The organism is Endobacterium cereale (assembly GCF_009617585.1).
Taxonomy (GTDB): Bacteria; Pseudomonadota; Alphaproteobacteria; order Rhizobiales; family Rhizobiaceae; genus Neorhizobium; species Neorhizobium cereale.
This window is the reverse complement of the sequence record NZ_WIXI01000051.1, coordinates 508,363-529,369: the sequence shown is the minus strand read 5'-3', so window position 1 is coordinate 529,369 and position 21,007 is coordinate 508,363. Positions and strand designations below refer to the sequence as shown.

Below are 21,007 nucleotides of genomic sequence, written 5' to 3'. Positions count from 1 at the left end.
TAACCCATGGGCATGTCGGCCGGCGGTGCAAAAGGTGGTGGTGGCGGTCGTCGCGGCGGTCGCCGTCGTCGCGCAGGTGGCGGAGCCATCAGCGAAATCAACGTGACGCCGCTCGTCGACGTCATGCTCGTTCTGCTCATCATCTTCATGGTGGCCGCACCGATGATGACGGTCGGCGTGCCGATCGACCTGCCAGAAACGCAGGCCAGCGCCATGAACTCCGATACCCAGCCCATCACGATCTCCGTCAACCCGGCGGGCGAAATCTATCTGCAGGAAACCCCGATCGGCATCGACGAAGTCGTGCCGAAACTCGAAGCCATTGCAACAACCGGCTATAACGAACGCATTTATGTGCGCGGCGATACTGCCGCCGCCTATGGCGTCGTCATGAAGGTCATGGCCCGCGTCTCTGCGGCCGGCTTCAAGAACATCGGCCTGGTGACCCTGCAGGAAACGCAGTGATCGGGGTGCCATGAAGACCAGTCTCGGCACATCTTTTGCTCTGCACTCCGCGGCACTGGCCTTTGCGCTGGTGTCGATAGGCGCACCTGCGCCCATGGAAGTGGCGCCGGTCGAGGCGCTGCCGGTCGATATCGTGCCGGTGGAATCGATCACCCAGATCCAAGAAGGCGACAAGAAGGCGCCCAAGGCTGAAAAGTCCGCGCCGACGCCGACCAAAAAGCCGACCAATGTGCCGGATGCGCAGAATACTGGCGACAACTCCGTCGACCTGAAGAGTGCGCCTGTCCCGGTTGAAAAGCCGGTGAAGACCGAATCTGCCATGGCGCCGCCGAAGGTGGAAAAGCCGATGCCGGAAACGGCGAAGGAAAACAACGAGGTCAAGGACGTGGTGAAGGAGGAGACCGCGCCAAAGCCGGTCGAGACCGCATCGCTGCCGCCGCCGAAGCCGGAAGTCCAGCAGCCGACGCCAAAGCCGCCGGAACCGACCCCTGCGCCCACGGAGGCCAAGACCGAAGACGCGCCATTGCCGGACAGCGTGCCGCTGCCGGCTGCGCGCCCGAAGCCGGAGCCGCCGAAGGAACAGGCAAAGCCGGTTGAAAAGCCTCCGGAAAAGCCGGTCGAGAAAAAGCCGGAGACCAAGACGGCTGAAAAGACACCGGAAAAGAAACCGGCCGAAAAGAAGCAGGAAACCGCCAAGACCACCAAGGCGGGCGACAGCAAGTTCAATCCGGACGATATCGAGAATTTCCTCAACAAGCAGGATGCGCCAAGCAGCGGTGCCAAATCTTCGACCCAGACCGCTTCGCTCGGCGGCAAGAAGACGACCGGTGGTCAGAGCCTCAGCATGTCCGAAATGGATGCGTTGCGTGGTCAGATCCAGAACAACTGGTCGACCTTTGCTGGCATCGAAGGCCTGCAGGGGATGATCATCACCGTCACCTTCAATCTGGACGAGGGCGGCAATATCGTTGGCAGCCCAAAAGTTTCGTCGACGGGTGGGTCTGATACGGCTCGCCGCACGATGGAAGCCAGTGCTCGCCGCGCCGTCCTGAAATCGCAGCCGTTCCAGGGACTGCCCGCCGATAAATATGACACGTGGAGCGAGGTCGTCGTCAATTTCGATCCCTCTGAATTCGCGCTCTAAACAGCTGAAAGCGTAGCTGAAAGGCTTTAGTACAATGATGAAACGTTCTTTCATCCGTCTCGTGATCGCTCTTGCGGGCATGGCCGTGATGTTTTCTGCTCCGGCTCAGGCCCGGGTCGAGATCAACGTCAATAAGGGCAAGGTTGAGCCACTGCCGATCGCGATCACGGATTTCCTGTCCAATGACGCACTCGGCCCGCAGATTTCTCAGGTCATCGCTGCCGACCTGCAGCGTTCGGGCCTGTTCGCGCCGATCAACAAGGCCGCGTTCATCGAAAAGATTTCCAACCCGAACCAGCAGCCACGTTTCGAGGACTGGAAGGCCATCAATGCGCAGGCCATGGTCTCGGGTCGTATCACGCGTGAAGCCGATGGCCGTCTGCGTGCCGAATTCCGCCTTTGGGATACTTTTGCCGGAAGCCAGATGACCGGTCAGCAGTTTTATACCCAGCCGGACAACTGGCGCCGTGTCGCCCATATCATCGCCGATGCAATCTATCAGCAGATCACCGGTGAGAAGGGCTATTTCGATACCCGCGTCGTGTTCGTATCGGAAAGCGGGCCGAAAACAGCCCGCCAGCGCCAGCTGTCGATCATGGACCAGGATGGCTTCAACATCCGGTCGCTGACCAACGGCAAGGATCTGGTTCTGACGCCGCGCTTTTCGCCGAGCCGTCAGGAAGTCACCTACATGTCGTTCGAAGGCGACCAGCCGCGCGTTTATTTGCTGCAGCTGGAAACCGGTCGTCGTGAAGTTGTCGGCAATTTTCCGGGCATGACGTTTTCGCCGCGCTTTTCGCCGGATGGTCAGAAGGTCATCATGAGCCTTCAGCAGGAAGGCAATGCGAACATCTATACGATGGATCTGCGCTCGCGCACCACGACGCGCCTGACCAATACAGCCGCCATCGACACAGCACCGTCCTATTCTCCGGATGGTCGCCAGATCACGTTTGAAAGCGACCGTGGCGGTCGTCAGCAGATTTACGTCATGAATGCAGACGGCTCCGGCCAGAACCGCATTTCCTTCGGCAACGGCTCGTATTCGACGCCGGTCTGGTCTCCGCGTGGTGATCTGATCGCCTTCACCAAGCAGTCGGGCGGAAAATTCTCGATCGGCGTGATGAAGCCGGATGGTTCGGGTGAGCGTATTCTCACCGAAGGCTTTCACAACGAAGGCCCGACCTGGGCACCGAACGGCCGCGTGCTGATGTTCTTCCGTCAGAACGCCGGCGCCGGTGGCCCGCAGCTCTATTCGATCGACCTGACCGGCTATAACGAGCAGGCCATCAAGACCCCGACATTCGCGTCCGACCCGGCCTGGTCGCCGCTGATGGAATAGCATGACAATGACAGGAGGCGGGCAACCGCCTCTTTTCAATTGTAAATACCAGAGACCTATCGTGAACACCGGAGAGGCGGGGACCGCCTCTTTACCGCCGCAATGTCCTGAAAAAGGCCAGAAGGGGACATTGGTTACGGATCGTTAACCATAACCGTTTGCTGTCGATTAACCGAGAAAGGTTATGGTCCGGCAACTGTAAAGTTTATCCAAGGAGAGACCGGCCATGAGCCGCATTGAGACCCAGGCGATGAGCCGCATGCAGACCCTTGCCCGTAACCCGGCCGTCATCGCACTGACGCTCGCTCTTGCTCTGGCCGGTTGCGCCAACAAGAAGAACATGCCGAACAACGCCGGTGATCTCGGCCTGAACGGCGGTGCCGGTGGCGCAGCCACCCCGGGTTCGAGCCAGGACTTCACCGTCAATGTCGGCGACCGCATCTTCTTCGACACCGACTCGACGTCGGTTCGCGCCGATGCGCAGCAGATCCTCGATCGTCAGGCCCAGTGGCTGCAGCGCTATCCGCGCTACGCCATCACCGTCGAAGGCCATGCCGACGAACGCGGTACCCGCGAATACAACCTGGCACTCGGCGCACGCCGCGCTGCCGCCACCAAGGAATATCTCGCATCGCGTGGCGTACCTGCCAACCGCATGCGCACGATTTCCTACGGTAAGGAACGTCCGGTCGCCGTTTGCGACGACATTTCCTGCTGGTCGCAGAACCGTCGCGCCGTTACCGTTCTCGGCGGCGCCGGCATGTAATTTTTCCTTCGGGAAACGAAAAAGTGAAGGCGGCCGAAAGGTCGCCTTTTTCGTTTCTCCTTAGTTTGGCCGAACTCACTTGTATTTTTGGTGGAGTTGGCAAAATGTCCGCTTGCGCCAATCCGGCGTGGTTCAAGACGATTCGGGATCTAAGATATGAAGAAACTTGCTTTGGCAGCAATGCTGGGGCTTGCGGCCGCAAGCGGCCAGGCGGAAGCTTTCGGGCTGCCGTTCCTCAATGGTGGTAACGCCAAGGCACAGCCGCAGCAGCAACAGCCGCTGATTTTGGCCCAGGCGGGCAATGAAGCCGTGCGAATTCAGCAGCTTCAGGAAGAAATCCGCCAGTTGAACGGCCGCATCGAGGAAATGAGCTTTCAGCTTCTGCAGATGCAGGAACAGATCCGCAAGGCGCAGGAAGACAACGAGTTCCGTTTCCAGGAGCTTGAAAAATCCGAGGGTGGTGGCTCCGGCAACCGCCCTGCAGTTGCTGCCGCTCCGGCAGAAGGCTCAAAAAAAAACGATGAACTTGGCCAGATCATCGAGCAAAACCCTGCTGACATGAGCGGGCAGGCGTCGAACGGCCAGAACCCGGGTGGCAATCCGGGTGGCCGTTCCGGCACCGCAGCGCCTCCGTCGACGGTGCTCGGCTCGATTGAGATGGATCAGTCGGGCATGCCGAAGGGCGCGACGATGAACCAGGGTGCCAATAACGGTTCGGGCTCGCTCCCTGGTGTGAATAACGGCTCGTCGAGCAATCGTGGTGGCCAGCAGAGCGCTTCGCTTTCGAATGAGGGTGATGCCTACCGTGCGGCCTATGGGCATGTCCTGTCGGGTGACTACAAGATCGCCGAGCAGGAATTTACCGATTACATTGCCGCGCATCCCAAGGCCGACCGCGCTGCCGATGCACATTTTTGGCTTGGTGAAGCCCAGTATTCGCAAGGCAAATATAACGAGGCGGCAAAAACCTTCCTCGACGCACACAAGGCATTCGGCACCTCGCCGAAGGCGCCGGAAATGTTGTTGAAGCTCGGCATGTCGCTGGCTGCACTCGACAACAAGGACACGGCTTGCGCCACCTTGAAGGAAGTCACGCGCCGGTATCCGAATGCAGCGCGTCCTGTCGCCTCCAAGGTCGTCAGCGAGCAGAAGCGTCTCGGTTGCTGATGCGGCGGTTCGCGTCGTGACGCCGCCGCTGCCTTCCATCATTGCCGAATCCCCGGATCGAAGCCTGCCACCGTTGTCGGCACTCTCCGGCTTTCTGCGCGACATCCGAAAACCCGCGCACCTTCTTGTTGCCATTTCCGGTGGCAGCGATAGTACCGGCCTTCTTGTCGGCCTTTCTCAGATCCTTCCTTTCCATCCCGATATCCGGCTTTCTGCCGCCACCATTGACCACGCGCTGCGCCCCGGGGCTGCTGAGGAAGCGCGGGCGGTGGCGAGACTTTGCGCCGAACTCGGCATCTTTCATGTGATCCGTCGCTGGGAGGGTGAAAAGCCCACGACCGGCATTTCCGCTGCTGCCCGCGAGGCGCGTTATTCGCTGTTGTCCGCCATTGCCGGCGAAATTGGTGCTACAGCCATCGTCACCGGTCACACTGCGGATGATCAGGTCGAGACGGTGGTGATGCGGGCGGGGCGTGCTGAAGGACAAGGCGATCCTTCATTCTCTCCCGGCCTTTCCGGCATGGCACCGGCAACACTGCTTGACGCTCGCCACTGGATCCTGCGTCCATTTCTCCACAGCTGTCGGAGCGACATTCGGGCTTTTCTCAGTGAATCTGGTTATTCGTGGATCGACGATCCAAGCAATCTCGATCCGCATTACGAGCGGGTGCGCGTCCGCCAGACGCTGGCAGCCGGCATTCCCTCCATCGATTTCGAGACCATCATGCTTGCCACGCGGTCGAGGGTGGAGATTGCACAGCGTGCGGCTGACTGGCTGGTTGAATATGCGCAGATCGAACAACAGGTCATTGCAAAAATAGACCCGAGTGGTTTCGGAGAAAAATCCGCCGCCATTCGCCACGCAATTTCCATGCTCGCGGCTGTTCTGGGTGGGCGTCCTCACAGCCTGTCGCGCGAAAATGCAGATCGGCTGATGGTGTTTGTGGACAGCGGCATGCATGGCCGCATGACCACCGGGCGTGTGATCTTCGACAGGCGGCGTGACGGCCTTTTCCTTCTGCGCGAAAACCGCAATCTGCCGCATCTTTCGATCGGGGCGGGGCAGACGGTGGTCTGGGATGGTCGTTTCCGCATCGAAAACCGCGGATTGCAGCCGATCGAGGTTGTTGCCGGCACGGATCATGCCGCTGCATTCGAGAATGCGCATTCCGGCCTGGCAAAACTTGGTGCGCGGGTCTCGCCGCATGTGCCGGAACAGGGCGAAGGGCTGGTCGCCATCGCGCCCCATCTTGCGCCATTCGACCGCTTCCTGCCGGTCTTTGACCTGCCGCTTGCAGCCGCGATCGCCCGGCTTATGGGCCGCCAGTCCTATTTATTGCCACCCGTTTAACGCTTTCGCACGGAAAACGTGAAGGTTACCGGCGCTTTGCCTTGGCAACGGGCTGCCACAATCCTATGTTAAGGACCAATAAAGGCGGCGGCCTAAAGCCGTCGTGCATATCGGGGAGTTCGATGAACCCAAATTTTCGTAATTTTGCTCTGTGGGCGGTGATTGCTCTGCTGCTGATCGCACTGTTCAGCATGTTCCAGACTGCGCCGTCGCAAACGAGCTCGAGAGAAATTCCGTACTCGAAGTTTCTGGCTGATGTCGATGCCGGCAAGGTCCGTGACGTGGTCGTTACGGGCAACCGCGTCATCGGTACCTATACCGACGGTAGCCCGGGATTTCAGACCTATTCCCCCGTTATCGACGACTCGTTGATCAACCGGCTGACCACCAAGAACGTTCAGGTTGCCGCGCGCCCCGAGACGGATGGTTCCTCCGGTTTTTTGAGCTATCTCGGCACGCTTTTGCCGATGCTGCTGATCCTCGGTGTCTGGCTGTTCTTCATGCGCCAGATGCAGGGTGGATCGCGCGGTGCGATGGGTTTTGGCAAGTCCAAGGCAAAGCTGCTCACGGAAGCGCATGGCCGCGTCACGTTTGACGATGTCGCCGGCGTCGACGAAGCCAAGCAGGACCTGGAAGAAATCGTCGAATTCCTGCGTGACCCGCAGAAATTCCAGCGCCTCGGCGGCCGTATTCCGCGCGGTGTTCTGCTCGTCGGACCTCCGGGCACGGGTAAAACGCTGCTCGCCCGTTCGGTTGCCGGTGAAGCCAATGTGCCGTTCTTCACGATTTCCGGTTCGGACTTTGTTGAAATGTTCGTCGGTGTCGGTGCAAGCCGCGTCCGCGACATGTTCGAACAGGCCAAGAAGAATGCACCTTGCATCATCTTCATCGACGAAATCGACGCCGTCGGTCGCCATCGTGGCGCCGGTCTCGGCGGCGGTAACGATGAACGCGAACAGACGCTCAACCAGCTGCTGGTCGAGATGGACGGTTTCGAGGCGAACGAAGGCATCATCCTGATCGCCGCCACCAACCGTCCCGACGTTCTTGATCCGGCACTTCTGCGTCCGGGCCGTTTCGACCGCCAGGTCGTGGTGCCGAACCCGGACATCGTCGGTCGCGAGCGCATCCTCAAGGTTCACGCCCGTAACGTGCCGCTGGCACCGAATGTCGACCTCAAGGTTCTGGCTCGCGGTACGCCCGGTTTCTCCGGTGCCGACCTGATGAACCTCGTCAATGAATCCGCCCTGATGGCTGCGCGCCGCAACAAGCGCCTCGTCACGATGCAGGAATTCGAAGACGCCAAGGACAAGATCATGATGGGCGCGGAACGCCGCTCGTCTGCCATGACCGAGGCCGAAAAGAAGCTCACTGCCTATCACGAAGCCGGCCACGCCATCACGGCGCTCAAGGTCGCGGTTGCCGATCCGTTGCACAAGGCAACGATCATTCCGCGCGGCCGTGCGCTCGGCATGGTCATGCAGTTGCCGGAAGGCGACCGTTATTCGATGAGCTACAAGTGGATGGTGTCGCGCCTGACCATCATGATGGGCGGCCGCGTTGCTGAAGAACTGACTTTCGGCAAGGAAAATATCACCTCGGGTGCATCTTCGGATATCGAGCAGGCCACAAAGCTTGCCCGCGCCATGGTCACCCAGTGGGGCTTTTCCGACATCCTCGGCCAGGTTGCCTATGGTGAAAACCAGCAGGAGGTCTTCCTCGGTCATTCGGTTTCGCAGTCGAAAAACGTGTCGGAATCGACCGCGCAGAAGATCGACCAGGAAGTGCGTCGTCTGATCGACGAAGCCTATCAGGAAGCGCGCCAGATCCTGACGGACCATCACGATGGCTTTGTCGCAATCGCGGAAGGCCTGCTGGAATACGAAACGCTGACCGGCGAAGAGATCAAGTCGCTGATCCGTGGCGAGAAGCCGTCGCGTGATCTGGGTGACGATTCCACGCCGAGCCGTGGTTCGGCCGTTCCTTCCGCCGGGCCCAAGAAGGACGAGCCGAAGGGTGACGCTTCCGAAGGCGGGCTTGAGCCGCAGCCGCACTGAGGCTTGTGACGGTTATTGAGATGGAGCCACCCTTGCTGATGCTGGGGTGGCTTTTTTATTGGATGAAGGTTGGTTTTTCGTGGGTACGAAACTGAGTGCAAAAGATGCCAGCGCTTACGAAGCGCTGGATCGCTTGCTTTTCCGTCAATGGGATCCGATCGGCATCAGCACTGATACGGAATGCCTGGAGGGTGAATACCGAGACTATCTGCCGGAATTCTGGAGGCTGGTTACATCGGGTTCTGAGGCCGATGTCATCTCGGAATATCTTGCAGGGGCGGAAAAAGGCCAGATGGAGATAGAGACAAGTCCTGAACATCGGCTGGATATTGCGCGCAAGGCAATTGCCTTGCTGGCGGTATGGCGGATGGATGTTCGGAGTTAGAATAATACTGGGCTAAAAAATTTGAAGAATAGCGAGGTAGGATTGAAAGCATTCAAGATTGCTGCACTTATTGTTCTGGTGTCGGCCCTCTGCGTTTTTCTGGGCTATCAGACCGCCACGCGAACGATGGATGGCTCCGGTCTCTTTTATACCTGCCAGGATGTCGGTTGTCTGGTTGTCGCCTCGTATATAACCGGGCCGCTTTATTCTTTCGGATACTTTCTGGTCATCGGTTCGATTTACCTGTGCTGGCGGCGTTTTGTGCGCTGGATTCAGTAACCCGTTCAAATAATTGGCGTCACTGATGCAATCCACCAAACCCCCCGATCTCGAAGTGATTTTCCAACTTACCGCCGACAGTGCCTCAGGCGGCAGTAGAGTTGTTTTGTCGGGCTACCGTCCACATTATCGGATCATGGATGATTACCAGACCTCGGCCCACCACGAATTTGTCGGCGTGGATCGGATCGTCACTGGTGAGCGCGCTGTAGCGCAAGTCTGGCTCATCACCCCGGAGGCCTATCCCCGCAGCGTCTGGCCGGGACGCCTGATCACGGTCTGTGAAGGGACAAGGGTAGTCGGTGTGGCGGAGGTGCTAAAGGTCAACAATCCGGTGCTTCTGGCTGATGTCGCCAAGGACGTGCCGGGGAGAGGTGTCACAGAAGATGGGCTCGGATCAACGCGTTAGTGGAGTGATCCCGGCTCGCATCGGCGCGCGCTGCCGGCTCCGTTCTCTGCCAATCAGGGGGAGGTGACGGTCATTCTATCGCGGATCGCATGGATCAACCCCATGGCAGGAAGCAATGCATCTTTTGTCGTAGCGCATAGCAGATCCATGCGACCGACCGGCTTGTCCATAAATGCCATGTAAAGCCTGAAATTCCGGTGATCGGGACCAAGCGGTGGAATCATGGTGAGTTCGAAACCGGCAACGTCCTCCCGGTTAATAGGGTCGACGCTCTCGATTTTCATTCCCTGCTGCTCAAGCGCTTGCCGGCTGGCCGTCATCATGTGGCGTATGGCCGATGGGTTGCTGAGATCTTCCTGCGTCTGGTCAAAATCCGGTGGATTTTTGCGAAAGCCAGCGGCACACAGCGCATGGCTGTTTCCGGCCACGGGTGGCTGGCCGCTGAGGCTGACAATGTCTAACAGAATGTCGTGGTTGGCATCGGCGCGGCGGTTGCCGATATCGAATCCCGCCGGAACCTGCACGGTGAAACCGGTTGCTTCATCGACGAAGTGTTGTGCGGCCTGCGCCGGAAGAGAAATTGCAAGCGATATGAGAAGAAATGCGGAAGCAGTGACAGTCTTCGACATCAACAACATGGTCCTGAAAAAGCGGTTCTGGAAGAGTTAGTGCGAAGATACGCTGGCGCAACGGCTCTCCTGCGATCTTCCGCGACAAAAATCGTCATTCCATGTTCGCACTGTGGTGACCTCCGGCTCAATTGAAATTTCGCTGGCACCAGCACACTTTCCGTATTGGCTGCGGGAATGCGACAGATGGCACTGGCGCTTCCTTTAATCGGTGCATTCGCCTAAACCATTGCCTGTGATATGGCCTATGCGGTGTGTATCGATATCGAGAAAGGTGTCCCGATGAAAAAGCTGCTTGTTCTTTCGGCTCTGCTGATGGCGCTTTCCGGCTGTAGCGGCACAGGTAATCCGGAATTTGCCGCCATTGATTTTGCGCCCAATATTCCGCCGATCGCCGGCAGTCTCAAATACGGGCCGCAATCGAAGGGGCGTTATCAAAAAATGCCGGCGGGTTACACCTTCACGCATGAATTCATCGGCAGTTTTGGAAGTCGGGTCAGCGAGCGGTACCGCGTCAATCAGGATGGCAGTATCGAATTGCGCAGCCGCAGGATTTCGCCGATCAAGTTCTGACGACAGAACCTGTCGTTACAGGAGATCGTGGCAAACGCCTGTTTGCCCTGCGGTAACAAGATGTAATCCTTTTTGACGCTATTTTACGTGCCTGATTTCATGAAGTGTGGCATGAGCCGAGATCAGGACATGCACGCGAAAAGAGCAGTTGCGGATGACGCCCCAGCCAAAAGCAAGCAAGCCCAAAATGGCCAAGACAAAGACACCGCGCCCCGGCACAAACCGTGCGGCAAGGCGCGAACCCCAAGGAGTTTCCATGACACGTCGTTATTTCGGCACTGACGGCATTCGCGGCCAGTCCAACGTGTTCCCGATGACGCCGGATCTGGCCATGCGCGTCGGTATTGCCGTCGGTACGCTCTTCCGTCGCGGCAGCCATCGCCATCGTGTCGTCATCGGCAAGGATACGCGCCTGTCGGGCTACATGCTGGAAAATGCGCTGGTGGCCGGTTTTACCGCCGCCGGTCTCGATGTGTTTCTGCTCGGGCCGATCCCGACCCCGGCCGTTGCCATGCTGACGCGGTCGCTGCGCGCCGATATCGGTGTGATGATTTCCGCTTCGCACAACCCGTTCGAGGATAACGGCATCAAGCTTTTCGGCCCGGATGGCTACAAGCTTTCCGATGAGCTGGAAATGCAGATCGAAGACCTGCTCGAAACGGATATTTACGCGCAGCTTGCCAAGCCGCACGAGATCGGTCGCGCCAAGCGCGTCGAGGGTGACATCTATCGCTATATCGAGCACGCCAAGCGCACGCTGCCGCGCGATGTCACGCTTCAGGGCCTGCGTATCGCCATCGATTGCGCCAATGGCGCCGCCTACAAGGTTGCACCACTGGCGCTCTGGGAACTAGGTGCCGAAGTGGTCACTATCGGCAACGAGCCGAACGGTACGAACATCAACCTCGATTGCGGCTCCACCAGCCCGAAGGCGCTGCAGAAGAAGGTGCATGAAGTGCGTGCCGATATCGGCATCGCGCTCGATGGCGATGCCGACCGCGTCATCATCGTCGACGAAAATGGTCAGATCATCGATGGTGACCAGCTGATGGCGGTGATCGGTGAAAGCTGGGCGGATGCCGGCACGCTGCGTGGCAATGGTATCGTCGCCACCGTCATGTCGAACCTCGGTCTGGAGCGTTTCCTCGGTGACAAGGGGCTTTCGCTTGCCCGCACCAAGGTGGGTGACCGTTATGTCGTCGAGCACATGCGCAATCACGATTTCAATGTCGGCGGCGAACAGTCCGGCCATATCGTCATGTCGGATTTCGGCACGACCGGCGACGGACTTGTGGCGGCGCTGCAGATCCTGGCCTGCGTGAAGAAGCTGGATCGTCCGGTCAGCGAGATTTGCCGCCGCTTCGAGCCTGTACCGCAGCTTTTGAAAAACGTGCGTTTCGCTGGCGGCAAGCCGTTGGAGGAAGTCGTGGTGCGCCAGGCGATCGCCGATGCAGAGGCGGAACTGGCCGGGAAGGGCCGTCTGGTCATTCGCCCGTCCGGTACCGAGCCGCTGATCCGCGTCATGGCCGAAGGTGATGATCGCGCCCAGGTGGAGCGTATCGTTGATGGACTGATCGACGTGATCGGGACTGTTCGATCTGCCGCTTGATCTATAGATTCTAATAAACTGAAATATATTGCGGCGGCCATACTTGGTCGCCGTTTTTGTTTGTTTTTACTGTTGTGAAACTGGCGAGTTTACTTGGGTTTCACAATATAAAAGCTCGCAGTTTATGCTTAATGGCTCCTTAACCTTTATCGTTAATGATCAGGGGTGAAAAAGTCGGGAGTAAAGCCCGGCTGAACGGTTTAAAGCTCCGGAGTGGAAGCCATGAAGAAAATCCTGAGTGCAGCGGCAGCGCTTCTGCTGGCCACGACTGCAGCCAATTCTGCAGATCTTTACCAGCCGCAGCCGATCCCGGTCGACAGTGCGCCGGAAGTCGAAATCCAGCAGTCGTCGGGCGGCTGGTACCTTCGCGGTGACGTCGGTTATTCCTTCAACAAACTGCGCGGTGCCCGTTTTTATCAGGGCGGTTTCTCGGGCAACGAAGTCGATTTTGCCTCGGCGCGCGTCGACGACAGCTTCACAGTGGGTGGCGGTGTCGGTTACCAGTTTAACGACTACCTGCGCGGCGACGTGACCCTGGATCACATGACGAAGACCGATTTCCGTGGCAGCACGATCGGCACCTGCGTTGGAGGCGGCGTCTGCACGTCGAGCGATGCGGCATCGTTCCGGGCCTATTCACTGATGGCCAACATGTATGTCGATCTCGGCACCTATGCCTCGATCACGCCTTATGTCGGTGCAGGTTTCGGTGCGACCTACGTGAAGTGGAGCAATCTGCGTAACACGATCTGTGATGATCCGGCGACGCCGGGCTGCAACACGACGGAACATAGCGGCAAGGGCAAGTGGCGCGCCACGGCTGCCCTGATGGCCGGTGCTTCCATCGACGTTACCTGCAACCTCAAGGCCGATCTGGGCTACCGCTTCCGTTATGTCGATGGCGGCAACATGTTCGGTTATGCCGATAACGGCGGTCCGGGCCGCGACAAGGGCTTTTATAGCCACGAGGCACGCCTTGGCGCTCGTTACATGTTCAACAACAACTGCAGCCAGCCCGTTGCTTATGAGCCGGAACCGGCTCCGGCTGTCTACAAGTAAGACGGCGCGCTCAGCGTTTTTGCGATCCACCAGAGGCCGCTCCGCAAGGAGCGGTCTTTTTCCGTTTTCACCAAAGCGTAGGGTCGTACAACGACAAAAAGGGATCCCTTGGGATCCCTTTTCGCCGTCATCAGGGTCAGTCTCGGCGGCGGGCGAGATGGTGATCCTGATCTGCAGCGCCTCGCCAGGTGTGGCCTGTGAAAGCGGGCACTGTAGTGCATGTGATCCTGCCTTCCGGCGGATCAGAATTTCACGGCCAGGCCGACCTTGACGATGCTCTGGTCGAAATCGACGTTCATGCCACGAACGATCTCCTTGCTGCCGAAATCGCTGTAGCGGTATTCGCCGCGCAGGAAGACCTTGTCGGTGACCGCGTAGTCGATGCCGGCGCCGGCGGTCCAGCCGCTGAACGTCGTGTTTTCATCCACGCAAGGATATTCGATATGGCCGTTGGCCATGGTCCAGCCGGCAGTTCCGAACACCATCAGGCGGTCAAAGGCGTAACCGACGCGGCCACGTACGGAGCCCTGCCAGTCGGTGCCGAATGTGCGGTAACCGAAGAATTTTTCGTCGTTGGAATTGTATTCGACGTCGCCTTCGACGCCGACAACGATGCCGTTGCTGAATTGCCAGTTATAGCCGACGAAACCGCCGAAAACGCTGCCGTCAAAATCCTGCTTGTCGTGGTAGCGGCCGAATTTGGTGGTTGAACCGTCAAGCCAGCCGGCACCGCCGGAAATGCCAATATAGGCGCCCGTCCAGGTGAAGGCCGGCGTCTCGAAGGCGACCGGCGGTACCGCGTTGTCGGTCAGGTCGGCCGCGAAGGTGAGGGCAGTGCTGCAGAGAAAAGCGGCCGAAGCCAAGGAAATGAATTTAAACATGTAGAACCCCGTCGTTGTCTGATGACGGAATTCGTATCGGTCGCATTGAAGAAAATCCAAGGTAAAAATACGATTAAATCATGCTTAATTGTGTATTTCCAAAAAATAACAAGCATAAAAATTGATAATGTTTTGCATTAATGGGAAATTTACCATTTTATTATTTATAACGAAAATTTAATCATGGGTATACTGTGTTTTTATTGAAGCTTATTGTTGTTTTAAGATTGTATATTCTGTGTTCGCTTTGTGGCGGGTCGCCACAATTGCGTTTCGAGGAGATTCGTTTGTGATTCTGTCCGGGCCCAGTGCGGGCCTGCGTCTGATGGCGCGCGCGGGGCCCGACCTGATCGGTACGATTCCCGGCCGGCAGGGTCGGCAACCGGCCCCGAGGTGTTCACTCGGTATTTCGATGAATCGTCTTGTGAGCAGGTTCGAGGGGATAAGGATCAGCGCGACGAACGTCAAGCAGGCGGCATCAGCTGCCGTCTTGCCCGGTATCAAGTCTGAACGGCGATGAAGGCGCCCCGGCCCACGAGGAAACTAATGACCTGCGGATGCGGGAAGGAGAGCTCGAAGCTGGCGTAGGCGAGGCGGGAAAATGTCGTGGGGACCAAAAGTTCCGGCGGGCTTATGGCAATGCCGACGATAATGAGGCCAAAGCAGAGAGCCGCGCCGGCGCATTGTATTGCTGCACCGGAATACTGCACGACATCGATGGGAAATAGCAGCGACGGTGCCAGGCGGGCGAGGCCGCGGGCCGTCACCTCTTGCCCGATACGACCACGGGCGCGCCGCATCATTTTCCAGAGAAAAATGCCATGATGCCGGACGGGAAGGCGTCAGGTGGAAGATGATGGAATAACGCTCGCATTCCGCCGGAGCCGGGTCCGTGCTGGAGCCGAGTGCTAGGTCCGAGGGACAGGCAGGGGACCACAAAAAAAGGGGCCATGAAGGCCCCTTTTCAAAAGATCGTTCGAAGGATCAGAACTTGACGCCGAGGCCAACCTTGACGACGCTCTGATCGAGATCGACGTTCAGGCCCGGTACGATGTCCTTGTCGCCGAAATCGTTGTAGCGGTATTCGCCACGCAGGAACATGTTGTCGGTCACCGCGAAATCGACGCCGGCGCCAACGGTCCAGCCGTTGAAGACTTCATTTTCATCGATGCCGAGGGCGGAATTCTTGACGTAACCGTTCGTGGCGGTCCAGCCGGCTGCACCGTAAACCAGAGCGCGGTCGAATGCGTAACCGACGCGGCCGCGAACCGAGCCGGACCAGTCGGTGCCGATGTCAGTGCCGAGCGCGCTTTCCTCGTTGAAGTTATAGTCGAGGTCGCCTTCGATGCCGGCAACGAAGCCGTTGCTGAACTGCCAGTTGTAGCCGACGAAGCCGCCGACGATGCCGCCGTCAAAATCCTGCGTGGCGCTGCCGACGCCGGCCAAGCCAAACGTGCCATCGAGCCAGCCTGCGCCGCCCTGTACACCGGCGTAAGCGCCCGCCCAGGTGAATGCCGGAGCGTCGACGGCAACCGGAGCGGCCGGGACTTCATAAACGGCATCAGCAGCCATGGCCGATACGGAAGCGGAAAGTACGAGGGCCGAAGCCAGGGCGATAGTCTTGAACATTGCTTACTCCTAAAACTGTGGAGCGGCAGATAAGGATTTCCTGTTCAAGAGTCTGTAGCGAAACGGCAACATGATCCATGAGTCTGGATAGTGCTTCTATTTTCGGCCTGAAGTGCAACGGTGTTTCGCTGTCGTGTTCTCGAAAACGTGACCAGTGGGCTGGCCCGGTTGTGAGATCAATTACTTGGCTCTCTCAAGTTTTTATCCACATAAGCTCGGCTTCTCATCGCCGCGTATTTACGCTTCTGCTGGATTCGGGGCTGCGTTCAAACGACCGGCACCGGAAAACTCGCCCCCGATCCCAGCGAAAAGGCAGCGACCGTTTCGACGCTTGTCCGCTTGCATTTGCGGTTTTAGGGACAAGACGTAATCGTGGATCGCCTTCTTGTCGGTGCAAGGCTCAGAATTTCCCTCTTGCGCGTCTGCTCATTTTCCAATATCTCCGACGGCGGGACACCTCTCCCCAACGAGAGGCTAATTACCTGTGAGGGTATACATATGGCCAATGGCACCGCGAAGCCGGACTCACGTCCGAATAATGCTCATTTTTCTTCTGGCCCCTGCTCGAAGCGCCCCGGTTGGTCGCTAGACGCTCTCTCCGATGCCCCGCTCGGTCGTTCGCACCGCGCCAAGGTTGGCAAGGACAAGCTGGCACAGGCCATCAATCTTACCCGTGAAATTCTGAGCGTCCCGGCCGATTACCGCATCGGCATCGTTCCCGCATCCGATACTGGCGCCGTCGAAATGGCGATGTGGTCGCTGCTCGGCGAGCGCGGCGTCGACATGGTCGCCTGGGAAAGCTTTGGCGCCGGCTGGGTCACCGATGTCGTCAAGCAGCTGAAGCTCAAGGACGTCCGCAAGATCGAGGCCGGTTACGGCCTTCTGCCCGACCTTTCCACGATCGACTTCGATCGTGACGTGGTCTTCACCTGGAACGGCACCACCTCCGGCGTCCGCGTTCCGAACGCCGATTTCATCCCGGCCGACCGCAAGGGCCTGACCATCTGCGACGCGACCTCGGCCGCCTTCGCGCAGGACATGGACTTTGCCAAACTCGACGTCACCACCTTCTCCTGGCAGAAGGTTCTGGGCGGTGAGGGTGGTCACGGCATGATCATTCTGTCGCCGCGTGCTGTCGAGCGCCTCACCACTTACGTTCCTGCATGGCCGCTGCCAAAAATTTTCCGCATGACCTCGGGTGGAAAACTTTCGGAAGGCATTTTTAAGGGCGAAACGATCAACACGCCGTCGATGCTCTGCGTCGAGGACTATATCGATGCGCTCGAATGGGCAAAGACGGTCGGTGGCCTCGAAGGCCTGATCGCCCGCGCCGATGCCAATGCCAAAGTCATCTTCGATTTCGTCGAGGTCAATGACTGGATCGCCAATCTGGCTGAGGTCGACGAGACCCGCTCCAACACCTCCGTCTGCCTGAAGATCGCCGATGCTGACGTCGCCGCTCTCGATGCCGACGCACAGGCAGCCTTCGCCAAGGGCATGGTCTCGATCCTCGAAAAGGAAGGTGTCGCGCTAGACATCGGCGCTTACCGCGACGCTCCGTCGGGTCTGCGCATCTGGGCCGGGGCCACCATCGAAACGGCCGACATGGCTGCCCTGATGCCGTGGCTGACCTACGCGTTCGAAGCGCAGAAGGCTGCGCTCAACAAGGCCGCCGCCTGATTTGATTTCCGGTGCCGCCTGATGCGGCACCGCCTCATACGCATTCAGCATTGAACCCCTTTTAAGGAGCCCAAACATGGCACCTCGCGTACTCGTGTCCGACGAACTGTCGGAAACCGCCGTCCAGATTTTCCGCGATCGCGGCGTTGAAGTGGATTTCCAGCCGAAACTCGGCAAGGACAAGGACAAGCTGGCCGAAATCATCGGCAATTACGATGGTCTCGCCATCCGCTCGGCCACCAAGGCGACGGAAAAGCTGATCGCCGCCGCGACCAACCTCAAGGTCATCGGACGCGCCGGTATCGGCGTCGACAACGTTGATATCCCGGCTGCGTCGAAGCGCGGTATCATCGTCATGAACACCCCGTTCGGCAACTCGATCACGACGGCGGAACACGCCATCGCGCTGATGTTTGCCGTTGCCCGCCAGCTTCCGGCAGCCGATGCCTCGACGCAGGCCGGCAAGTGGGAAAAGTCGAAATTCATGGGTGTCGAAATCACCGGCAAGACGCTCGGCGTCATCGGTGCCGGCAATATCGGCGGCATCGTCTGCAAGAAGGCCATTGGCCTCGGTATGCATGTCATCGCCTACGATCCCTTCCTGTCGGTTGAACGCGCACAGGAAATGGGCGTCGAAAAGGTCGAGCTGGAAGAACTGCTGCCGCGCGCCGATTTCATCACTCTGCATGTACCGATGACCGACAAGACCCGCGGCATTCTCGGCGCTGAAAATCTCGCCAAGACCAAGCCCGGCGTTCGTATCGTCAACTGCGCCCGTGGCGGTCTGGTCGATGAGGCAGCGCTTGCCGAAGCCATCAAGTCCGGCCATGTCGCCGGTGCCGGTTTCGACGTCTTTGAAGTCGAACCAGCCACGGAAAGCCCGCTGTTTGGCCTGCCCAACGTCGTCTGCACGCCGCATCTCGGTGCATCGACCACGGAAGCCCAGGAAAACGTCGCCCTGCAGGTCGCCGAACAGATGTCGGACTACCTCGTCAAGGGTGCCGTCTCCAACGCCATCAACATGCCGTCGATCACCGCCGAAGAAGCGCCGATCCTGAAGCCGTTCATTCGCCTTGCAGACGTTCTCGGCGCATTCGTCGGTCAGGTTTCGGATGATCCGATCAAGGAAATCGAGATCCTGTTCGACGGCCAGACCGCGACCATGAACACGCGTGCTCTGACCTCTGCTCTTCTCGCCGGCCTGATCCGCAATCAGGTGGCCGACGTCAACATGGTCTCGGCACCGATCATGATCAAGGAAAAGGGCATCGTTCTTTCCGAGGTAAAGCGTGATAAAACAGGCGTTTACGACGGATATATCAAGCTCACGGTCAAGACCGACAAGCAGACCCGCTCGGTTGCCGGCACCGTCTTCTCCGATGGCAAGCCGCGCTTCATCCAGATCAAGGGCATCAACATGGACGCCGATGTCGGCGCCAACATGGTCTACATCTCCAACACCGACGTGCCCGGCATGATCGGCTTCATGGGTACTACACTGGGTGATGCTGGCGTCAACATCGCCAACTTCCAGCTTGGCCGCGAAGTCGGCGGCGGCGATGCCATCGCGCTTCTTTATGTCGACGCGCCGGTTTCGCAGGCCGTCCTCGACAAGCTGACCGCTAATGCGGCGATCAAGCAGGCCCGCCCGCTGGTATTCAACGTCGAATAATTGACCTCTCACGAATAAAAGCAAGAACCTCTGAGGGGCGACAAAAGAAAGGCCCGGTGCATTTGCACCGGGCCTTTTTTCGTTTTTGACAATGCATCTCTGCATTTCCTGTCTGGGTGAATTCCCGCCACGGGTGTGGGCCTTGAAAATTCACCCGGCTACCTTGCATAACATGATACCGTGTTATATACACAATTTAAGCGAGAGGTTGCGAACTTGGATTCACTTCATGTCCAGCTGCGAAAAGGTGTTCTCGACCTGTGTGTGCTGGCCGTCCTGTCGCGGGGAGAGAGTTACGGTTATGAAATCGCCAGCACGCTCGTGAACGCGGTGGGCATGGGTGAGGGCACGATTTACCCGCTGATGCGCCGCATGCAGACTGACGGTCTGGTCGTCACCCGCCTCGAAGAATCCAGCAGCGGGCCGCCGCGTAAATATTACAGACTGACCGCACTCGGGCAGGCGGTTTTCGAAACGCATCGCCGGGACTGGCGCGCTTTTTCTGGTGCAGTCGACACGCTTCTTGAGGATCTGACATGAGCAGGGGTGATTTTTTGCGCCGTTTGCGGCGTGGACTGAATGGGCTTTCGAAGGATGAGGTCGAGGAGATCGTCGCCGATTATGCGGCGCATTTTTCCGAATCCAGCATGGATGGCCGCAGCGAGGCAGAAGTGGCGGCGGCGCTCGGCAATCCTGATCGGATCGCGCGGGAAATCCGGGCGGAAAGAGGCTTGCGGCGCTTTGAGCAGCATTGGAGCCTGACCAATCTGTTTGCCGCGCTGATGGCGCTTTCCGGACTTGCCATTGTCGATCTGTTTTTCCTGCTGCCGCTTCTCCTGATCGTCGTCATCATCGCAACGGCACTTGCCATCGTTCTTTTGGCACTTGGTGCTGCCGGATTGAAAATCATGGTGACGGCGCTGCTTTTGCCGCCCGGGATGGCGTTCATGGATGTGCTGGCGAGCCTGTTCATCGGCGCAGGTCTGGTCTCATGCCTCATCGGTGGTGGTGCATTGCTGTTAATTGGCATGGGCGCGGGTATCCGCATATTTGGCCATTATGCGCGGCTGCATTTTCGCGTTTTGCAGCAGGATCGCCGGGAAATCTGAGACGTCCACCATCAACAATTCAAATTGTCTCTGGAGATTGAGGCATGACACGCAAACTGGCATTGGTAGCGACTGCAGGATTGGTTGGCGCCGCCGCATTCCTGTCCTTGGGGTTCGCGCTGGCAGGCTCGAACTGGCACGACGCGGCGCGGCTGTGGATAGCCGACAAATCCACCTGCGGGCAGAATGCATCCGGCCGCGACCGGGTCACGCTGCCGCTGACATCGGCGGAGAGCTTTATCATCCGTATGCCGGCATCGGTGCATTTTCAGCCCGGTGGCGAGCCGCAGGCCATCATCAGCGGTGATGCTGCCGTGCTCGATCATATCCGTATCGATGGCGGCGAGTTGAGCCTCGATTGCGACCCAGGCTGGTTTTCGCCGCGGGTCGATGTGCGGCTATCAGGCCCCTCTGTTGCACGCTGGGAAGTGCATGGAAGCGGTGATCTTGTGCTGTCGCAGGTCGATCAGCCTCGGCTGGATATGGTCATGAAGGGTAGCGGCAGCGCCACGGCCACAGGGAAGGCAGACGTGGTGGATGTCACCATTGCCGGCTCGGGCAATGTGTCGTTCGAAAAGCTGGTGGCGCAATTGGTGCAGGTGGAAGTGCACGGCAGCGGCGATGCCAATTTGATGGCGCAGGCGGAGGCCGACGTCTTTATTGCCGGCAGCGGTGATGTCGAAGTTATCGGGCCTGCGGTGATGCGGCGTTCCGTGGTCAAGGGCAGTGGCAACATATCGCAGACGCGTTGATTTTTGTGCTGTCTCACGGTCCCGGCGCATATGTGCCGGGACCGTCTTC

At 58.6% G+C, this 21,007-nt stretch carries 22 protein-coding genes; 18 read left to right on the top strand and 4 right to left on the bottom strand.

Annotated features, from left to right (window positions below; translation table 11 throughout):
* The first annotated feature begins 6 nt into the window (after positions 1–6).
* The 10 genes from tolR (at position 7) to GAO09_RS28795 (ending at position 9,365) form a co-directional block, all read left to right on the top strand.
* Positions 7–465 (top strand): protein TolR, encoded by a 459-nt coding sequence (gene tolR, locus GAO09_RS28840; RefSeq protein ID WP_153360308.1) that lies wholly within the window; start codon positions 7–9, stop codon positions 463–465.
* A 10-nt stretch (positions 466–475) separates the two neighbouring features.
* A complete protein-coding gene (locus GAO09_RS28835) occupies positions 476–1,609 on the top strand; it encodes a hypothetical protein (RefSeq protein ID WP_153360306.1) in 1,134 nt (377 codons plus the stop codon).
* Positions 1,610–1,643: 34 nt separating this feature from the next.
* A complete protein-coding gene (gene tolB, locus GAO09_RS28830) occupies positions 1,644–2,951 on the top strand; it encodes a Tol-Pal system beta propeller repeat protein TolB (RefSeq protein WP_153360303.1) in 1,308 nt (435 codons plus the stop codon).
* Between the two features lie 226 nt (positions 2,952–3,177).
* Positions 3,178–3,717 (top strand): peptidoglycan-associated lipoprotein Pal, encoded by a 540-nt coding sequence (gene pal, locus GAO09_RS28825; RefSeq protein ID WP_153360301.1) that lies wholly within the window; start codon positions 3,178–3,180, stop codon positions 3,715–3,717.
* 156 nt (positions 3,718–3,873) lie between these two features.
* Positions 3,874–4,884: a tol-pal system protein YbgF gene (ybgF, locus tag GAO09_RS28820; protein WP_153360299.1), complete on the top strand. Its 1,011-nt coding sequence runs from the start codon at positions 3,874–3,876 to the stop codon at positions 4,882–4,884.
* A 16-nt stretch (positions 4,885–4,900) separates the two neighbouring features.
* A complete protein-coding gene (gene tilS, locus GAO09_RS28815) occupies positions 4,901–6,235 on the top strand; it encodes a tRNA lysidine(34) synthetase TilS (RefSeq protein WP_324185089.1) in 1,335 nt (444 codons plus the stop codon).
* 122 nt (positions 6,236–6,357) lie between these two features.
* The gene (gene ftsH / locus GAO09_RS28810; RefSeq protein WP_153360295.1) at positions 6,358–8,292 is read left to right on the top strand and encodes an ATP-dependent zinc metalloprotease FtsH; all 1,935 of its coding nucleotides are present in this window, start codon (positions 6,358–6,360) and stop codon (positions 8,290–8,292) included.
* Between the two features lie 46 nt (positions 8,293–8,338).
* Positions 8,339–8,677, top strand: a complete 339-nt coding sequence (locus GAO09_RS28805; protein WP_153360293.1) for a hypothetical protein — start codon at positions 8,339–8,341, stop codon at positions 8,675–8,677.
* A gap of 42 nt (positions 8,678–8,719) precedes the next feature.
* Positions 8,720–8,956 carry a hypothetical protein gene (locus tag GAO09_RS28800; protein WP_153360291.1) on the top strand — a complete coding sequence of 79 codons (237 nt, stop codon included), beginning with the start codon at positions 8,720–8,722 and terminating at the stop codon, positions 8,954–8,956.
* 25 nt (positions 8,957–8,981) lie between these two features.
* Entirely contained in the window at positions 8,982–9,365 is a 384-nt protein-coding gene (locus GAO09_RS28795) for a hypothetical protein (RefSeq protein ID WP_153360289.1), read from the top strand.
* A 53-nt stretch (positions 9,366–9,418) separates the two neighbouring features.
* On the opposite strand, the gene GAO09_RS28790 is transcribed toward GAO09_RS28795, so the two are convergent.
* Positions 9,419–10,000 (bottom strand): hypothetical protein, encoded by a 582-nt coding sequence (locus GAO09_RS28790; protein WP_209018878.1) that lies wholly within the window; start codon positions 9,998–10,000, stop codon positions 9,419–9,421.
* Positions 10,001–10,276: 276 nt separating this feature from the next.
* On the opposite strand from GAO09_RS28790, the gene GAO09_RS28785 reads away from it, so the two are divergent.
* The 3 genes from GAO09_RS28785 to GAO09_RS28775 all read left to right on the top strand — a co-directional run bounded on the left by GAO09_RS28785 (position 10,277) and on the right by GAO09_RS28775 (position 13,235).
* Complete coding sequence (locus GAO09_RS28785; RefSeq protein ID WP_153360285.1) at positions 10,277–10,567, top strand: hypothetical protein; 291 nt, start codon at positions 10,277–10,279, stop codon at positions 10,565–10,567.
* Positions 10,568–10,823: 256 nt separating this feature from the next.
* Positions 10,824–12,176 (top strand): phosphoglucosamine mutase, encoded by a 1,353-nt coding sequence (glmM, locus tag GAO09_RS28780; protein WP_153360283.1) that lies wholly within the window; start codon positions 10,824–10,826, stop codon positions 12,174–12,176.
* A 222-nt stretch (positions 12,177–12,398) separates the two neighbouring features.
* Complete coding sequence (locus GAO09_RS28775) at positions 12,399–13,235, top strand: outer membrane protein (RefSeq protein ID WP_153360281.1); 837 nt, start codon at positions 12,399–12,401, stop codon at positions 13,233–13,235.
* A gap of 242 nt (positions 13,236–13,477) precedes the next feature.
* Here the strand turns inward: GAO09_RS28775 and GAO09_RS28770 are convergent, their stop codons facing one another.
* The 3 genes from GAO09_RS28770 to GAO09_RS28760 form a co-directional block, all read right to left on the bottom strand.
* Positions 13,478–14,116: an outer membrane protein gene (locus tag GAO09_RS28770; protein WP_153360279.1), complete on the bottom strand. Its 639-nt coding sequence runs from the start codon at positions 14,114–14,116 to the stop codon at positions 13,478–13,480.
* 500 nt (positions 14,117–14,616) lie between these two features.
* A complete protein-coding gene (locus GAO09_RS28765; protein WP_153360277.1) occupies positions 14,617–14,916 on the bottom strand; it encodes a hypothetical protein in 300 nt (99 codons plus the stop codon).
* Between the two features lie 184 nt (positions 14,917–15,100).
* A complete protein-coding gene (locus tag GAO09_RS28760; RefSeq protein WP_153360275.1) occupies positions 15,101–15,745 on the bottom strand; it encodes an outer membrane protein in 645 nt (214 codons plus the stop codon).
* A gap of 498 nt (positions 15,746–16,243) precedes the next feature.
* Here GAO09_RS28760 and GAO09_RS28755 point away from each other — a divergent pair, with 498 nt between their 5' ends.
* From GAO09_RS28755 to GAO09_RS28735, 5 genes are all read left to right on the top strand, one after another.
* Positions 16,244–17,425 (top strand): phosphoserine transaminase, encoded by a 1,182-nt coding sequence (locus GAO09_RS28755; RefSeq protein ID WP_153360273.1) that lies wholly within the window; start codon positions 16,244–16,246, stop codon positions 17,423–17,425.
* Between the two features lie 76 nt (positions 17,426–17,501).
* Positions 17,502–19,097, top strand: coding sequence for a phosphoglycerate dehydrogenase (gene serA / locus GAO09_RS28750; protein ID WP_153360271.1), 1,596 nt, complete (start codon positions 17,502–17,504; stop codon positions 19,095–19,097).
* Between the two features lie 216 nt (positions 19,098–19,313).
* Positions 19,314–19,637, top strand: a complete 324-nt coding sequence (locus tag GAO09_RS28745) for a PadR family transcriptional regulator (protein WP_153360269.1) — start codon at positions 19,314–19,316, stop codon at positions 19,635–19,637.
* A complete protein-coding gene (locus tag GAO09_RS28740) occupies positions 19,634–20,206 on the top strand; it encodes a DUF1700 domain-containing protein (RefSeq protein WP_153360267.1) in 573 nt (190 codons plus the stop codon). The genes GAO09_RS28745 and GAO09_RS28740 overlap by 4 nt, the downstream gene beginning before the upstream one ends.
* Before the next feature lie 44 nt (positions 20,207–20,250).
* Positions 20,251–20,958: a GIN domain-containing protein gene (locus tag GAO09_RS28735; RefSeq protein ID WP_153360265.1), complete on the top strand. Its 708-nt coding sequence runs from the start codon at positions 20,251–20,253 to the stop codon at positions 20,956–20,958.
* The last annotated feature ends 49 nt before the right edge of the window (positions 20,959–21,007 follow it).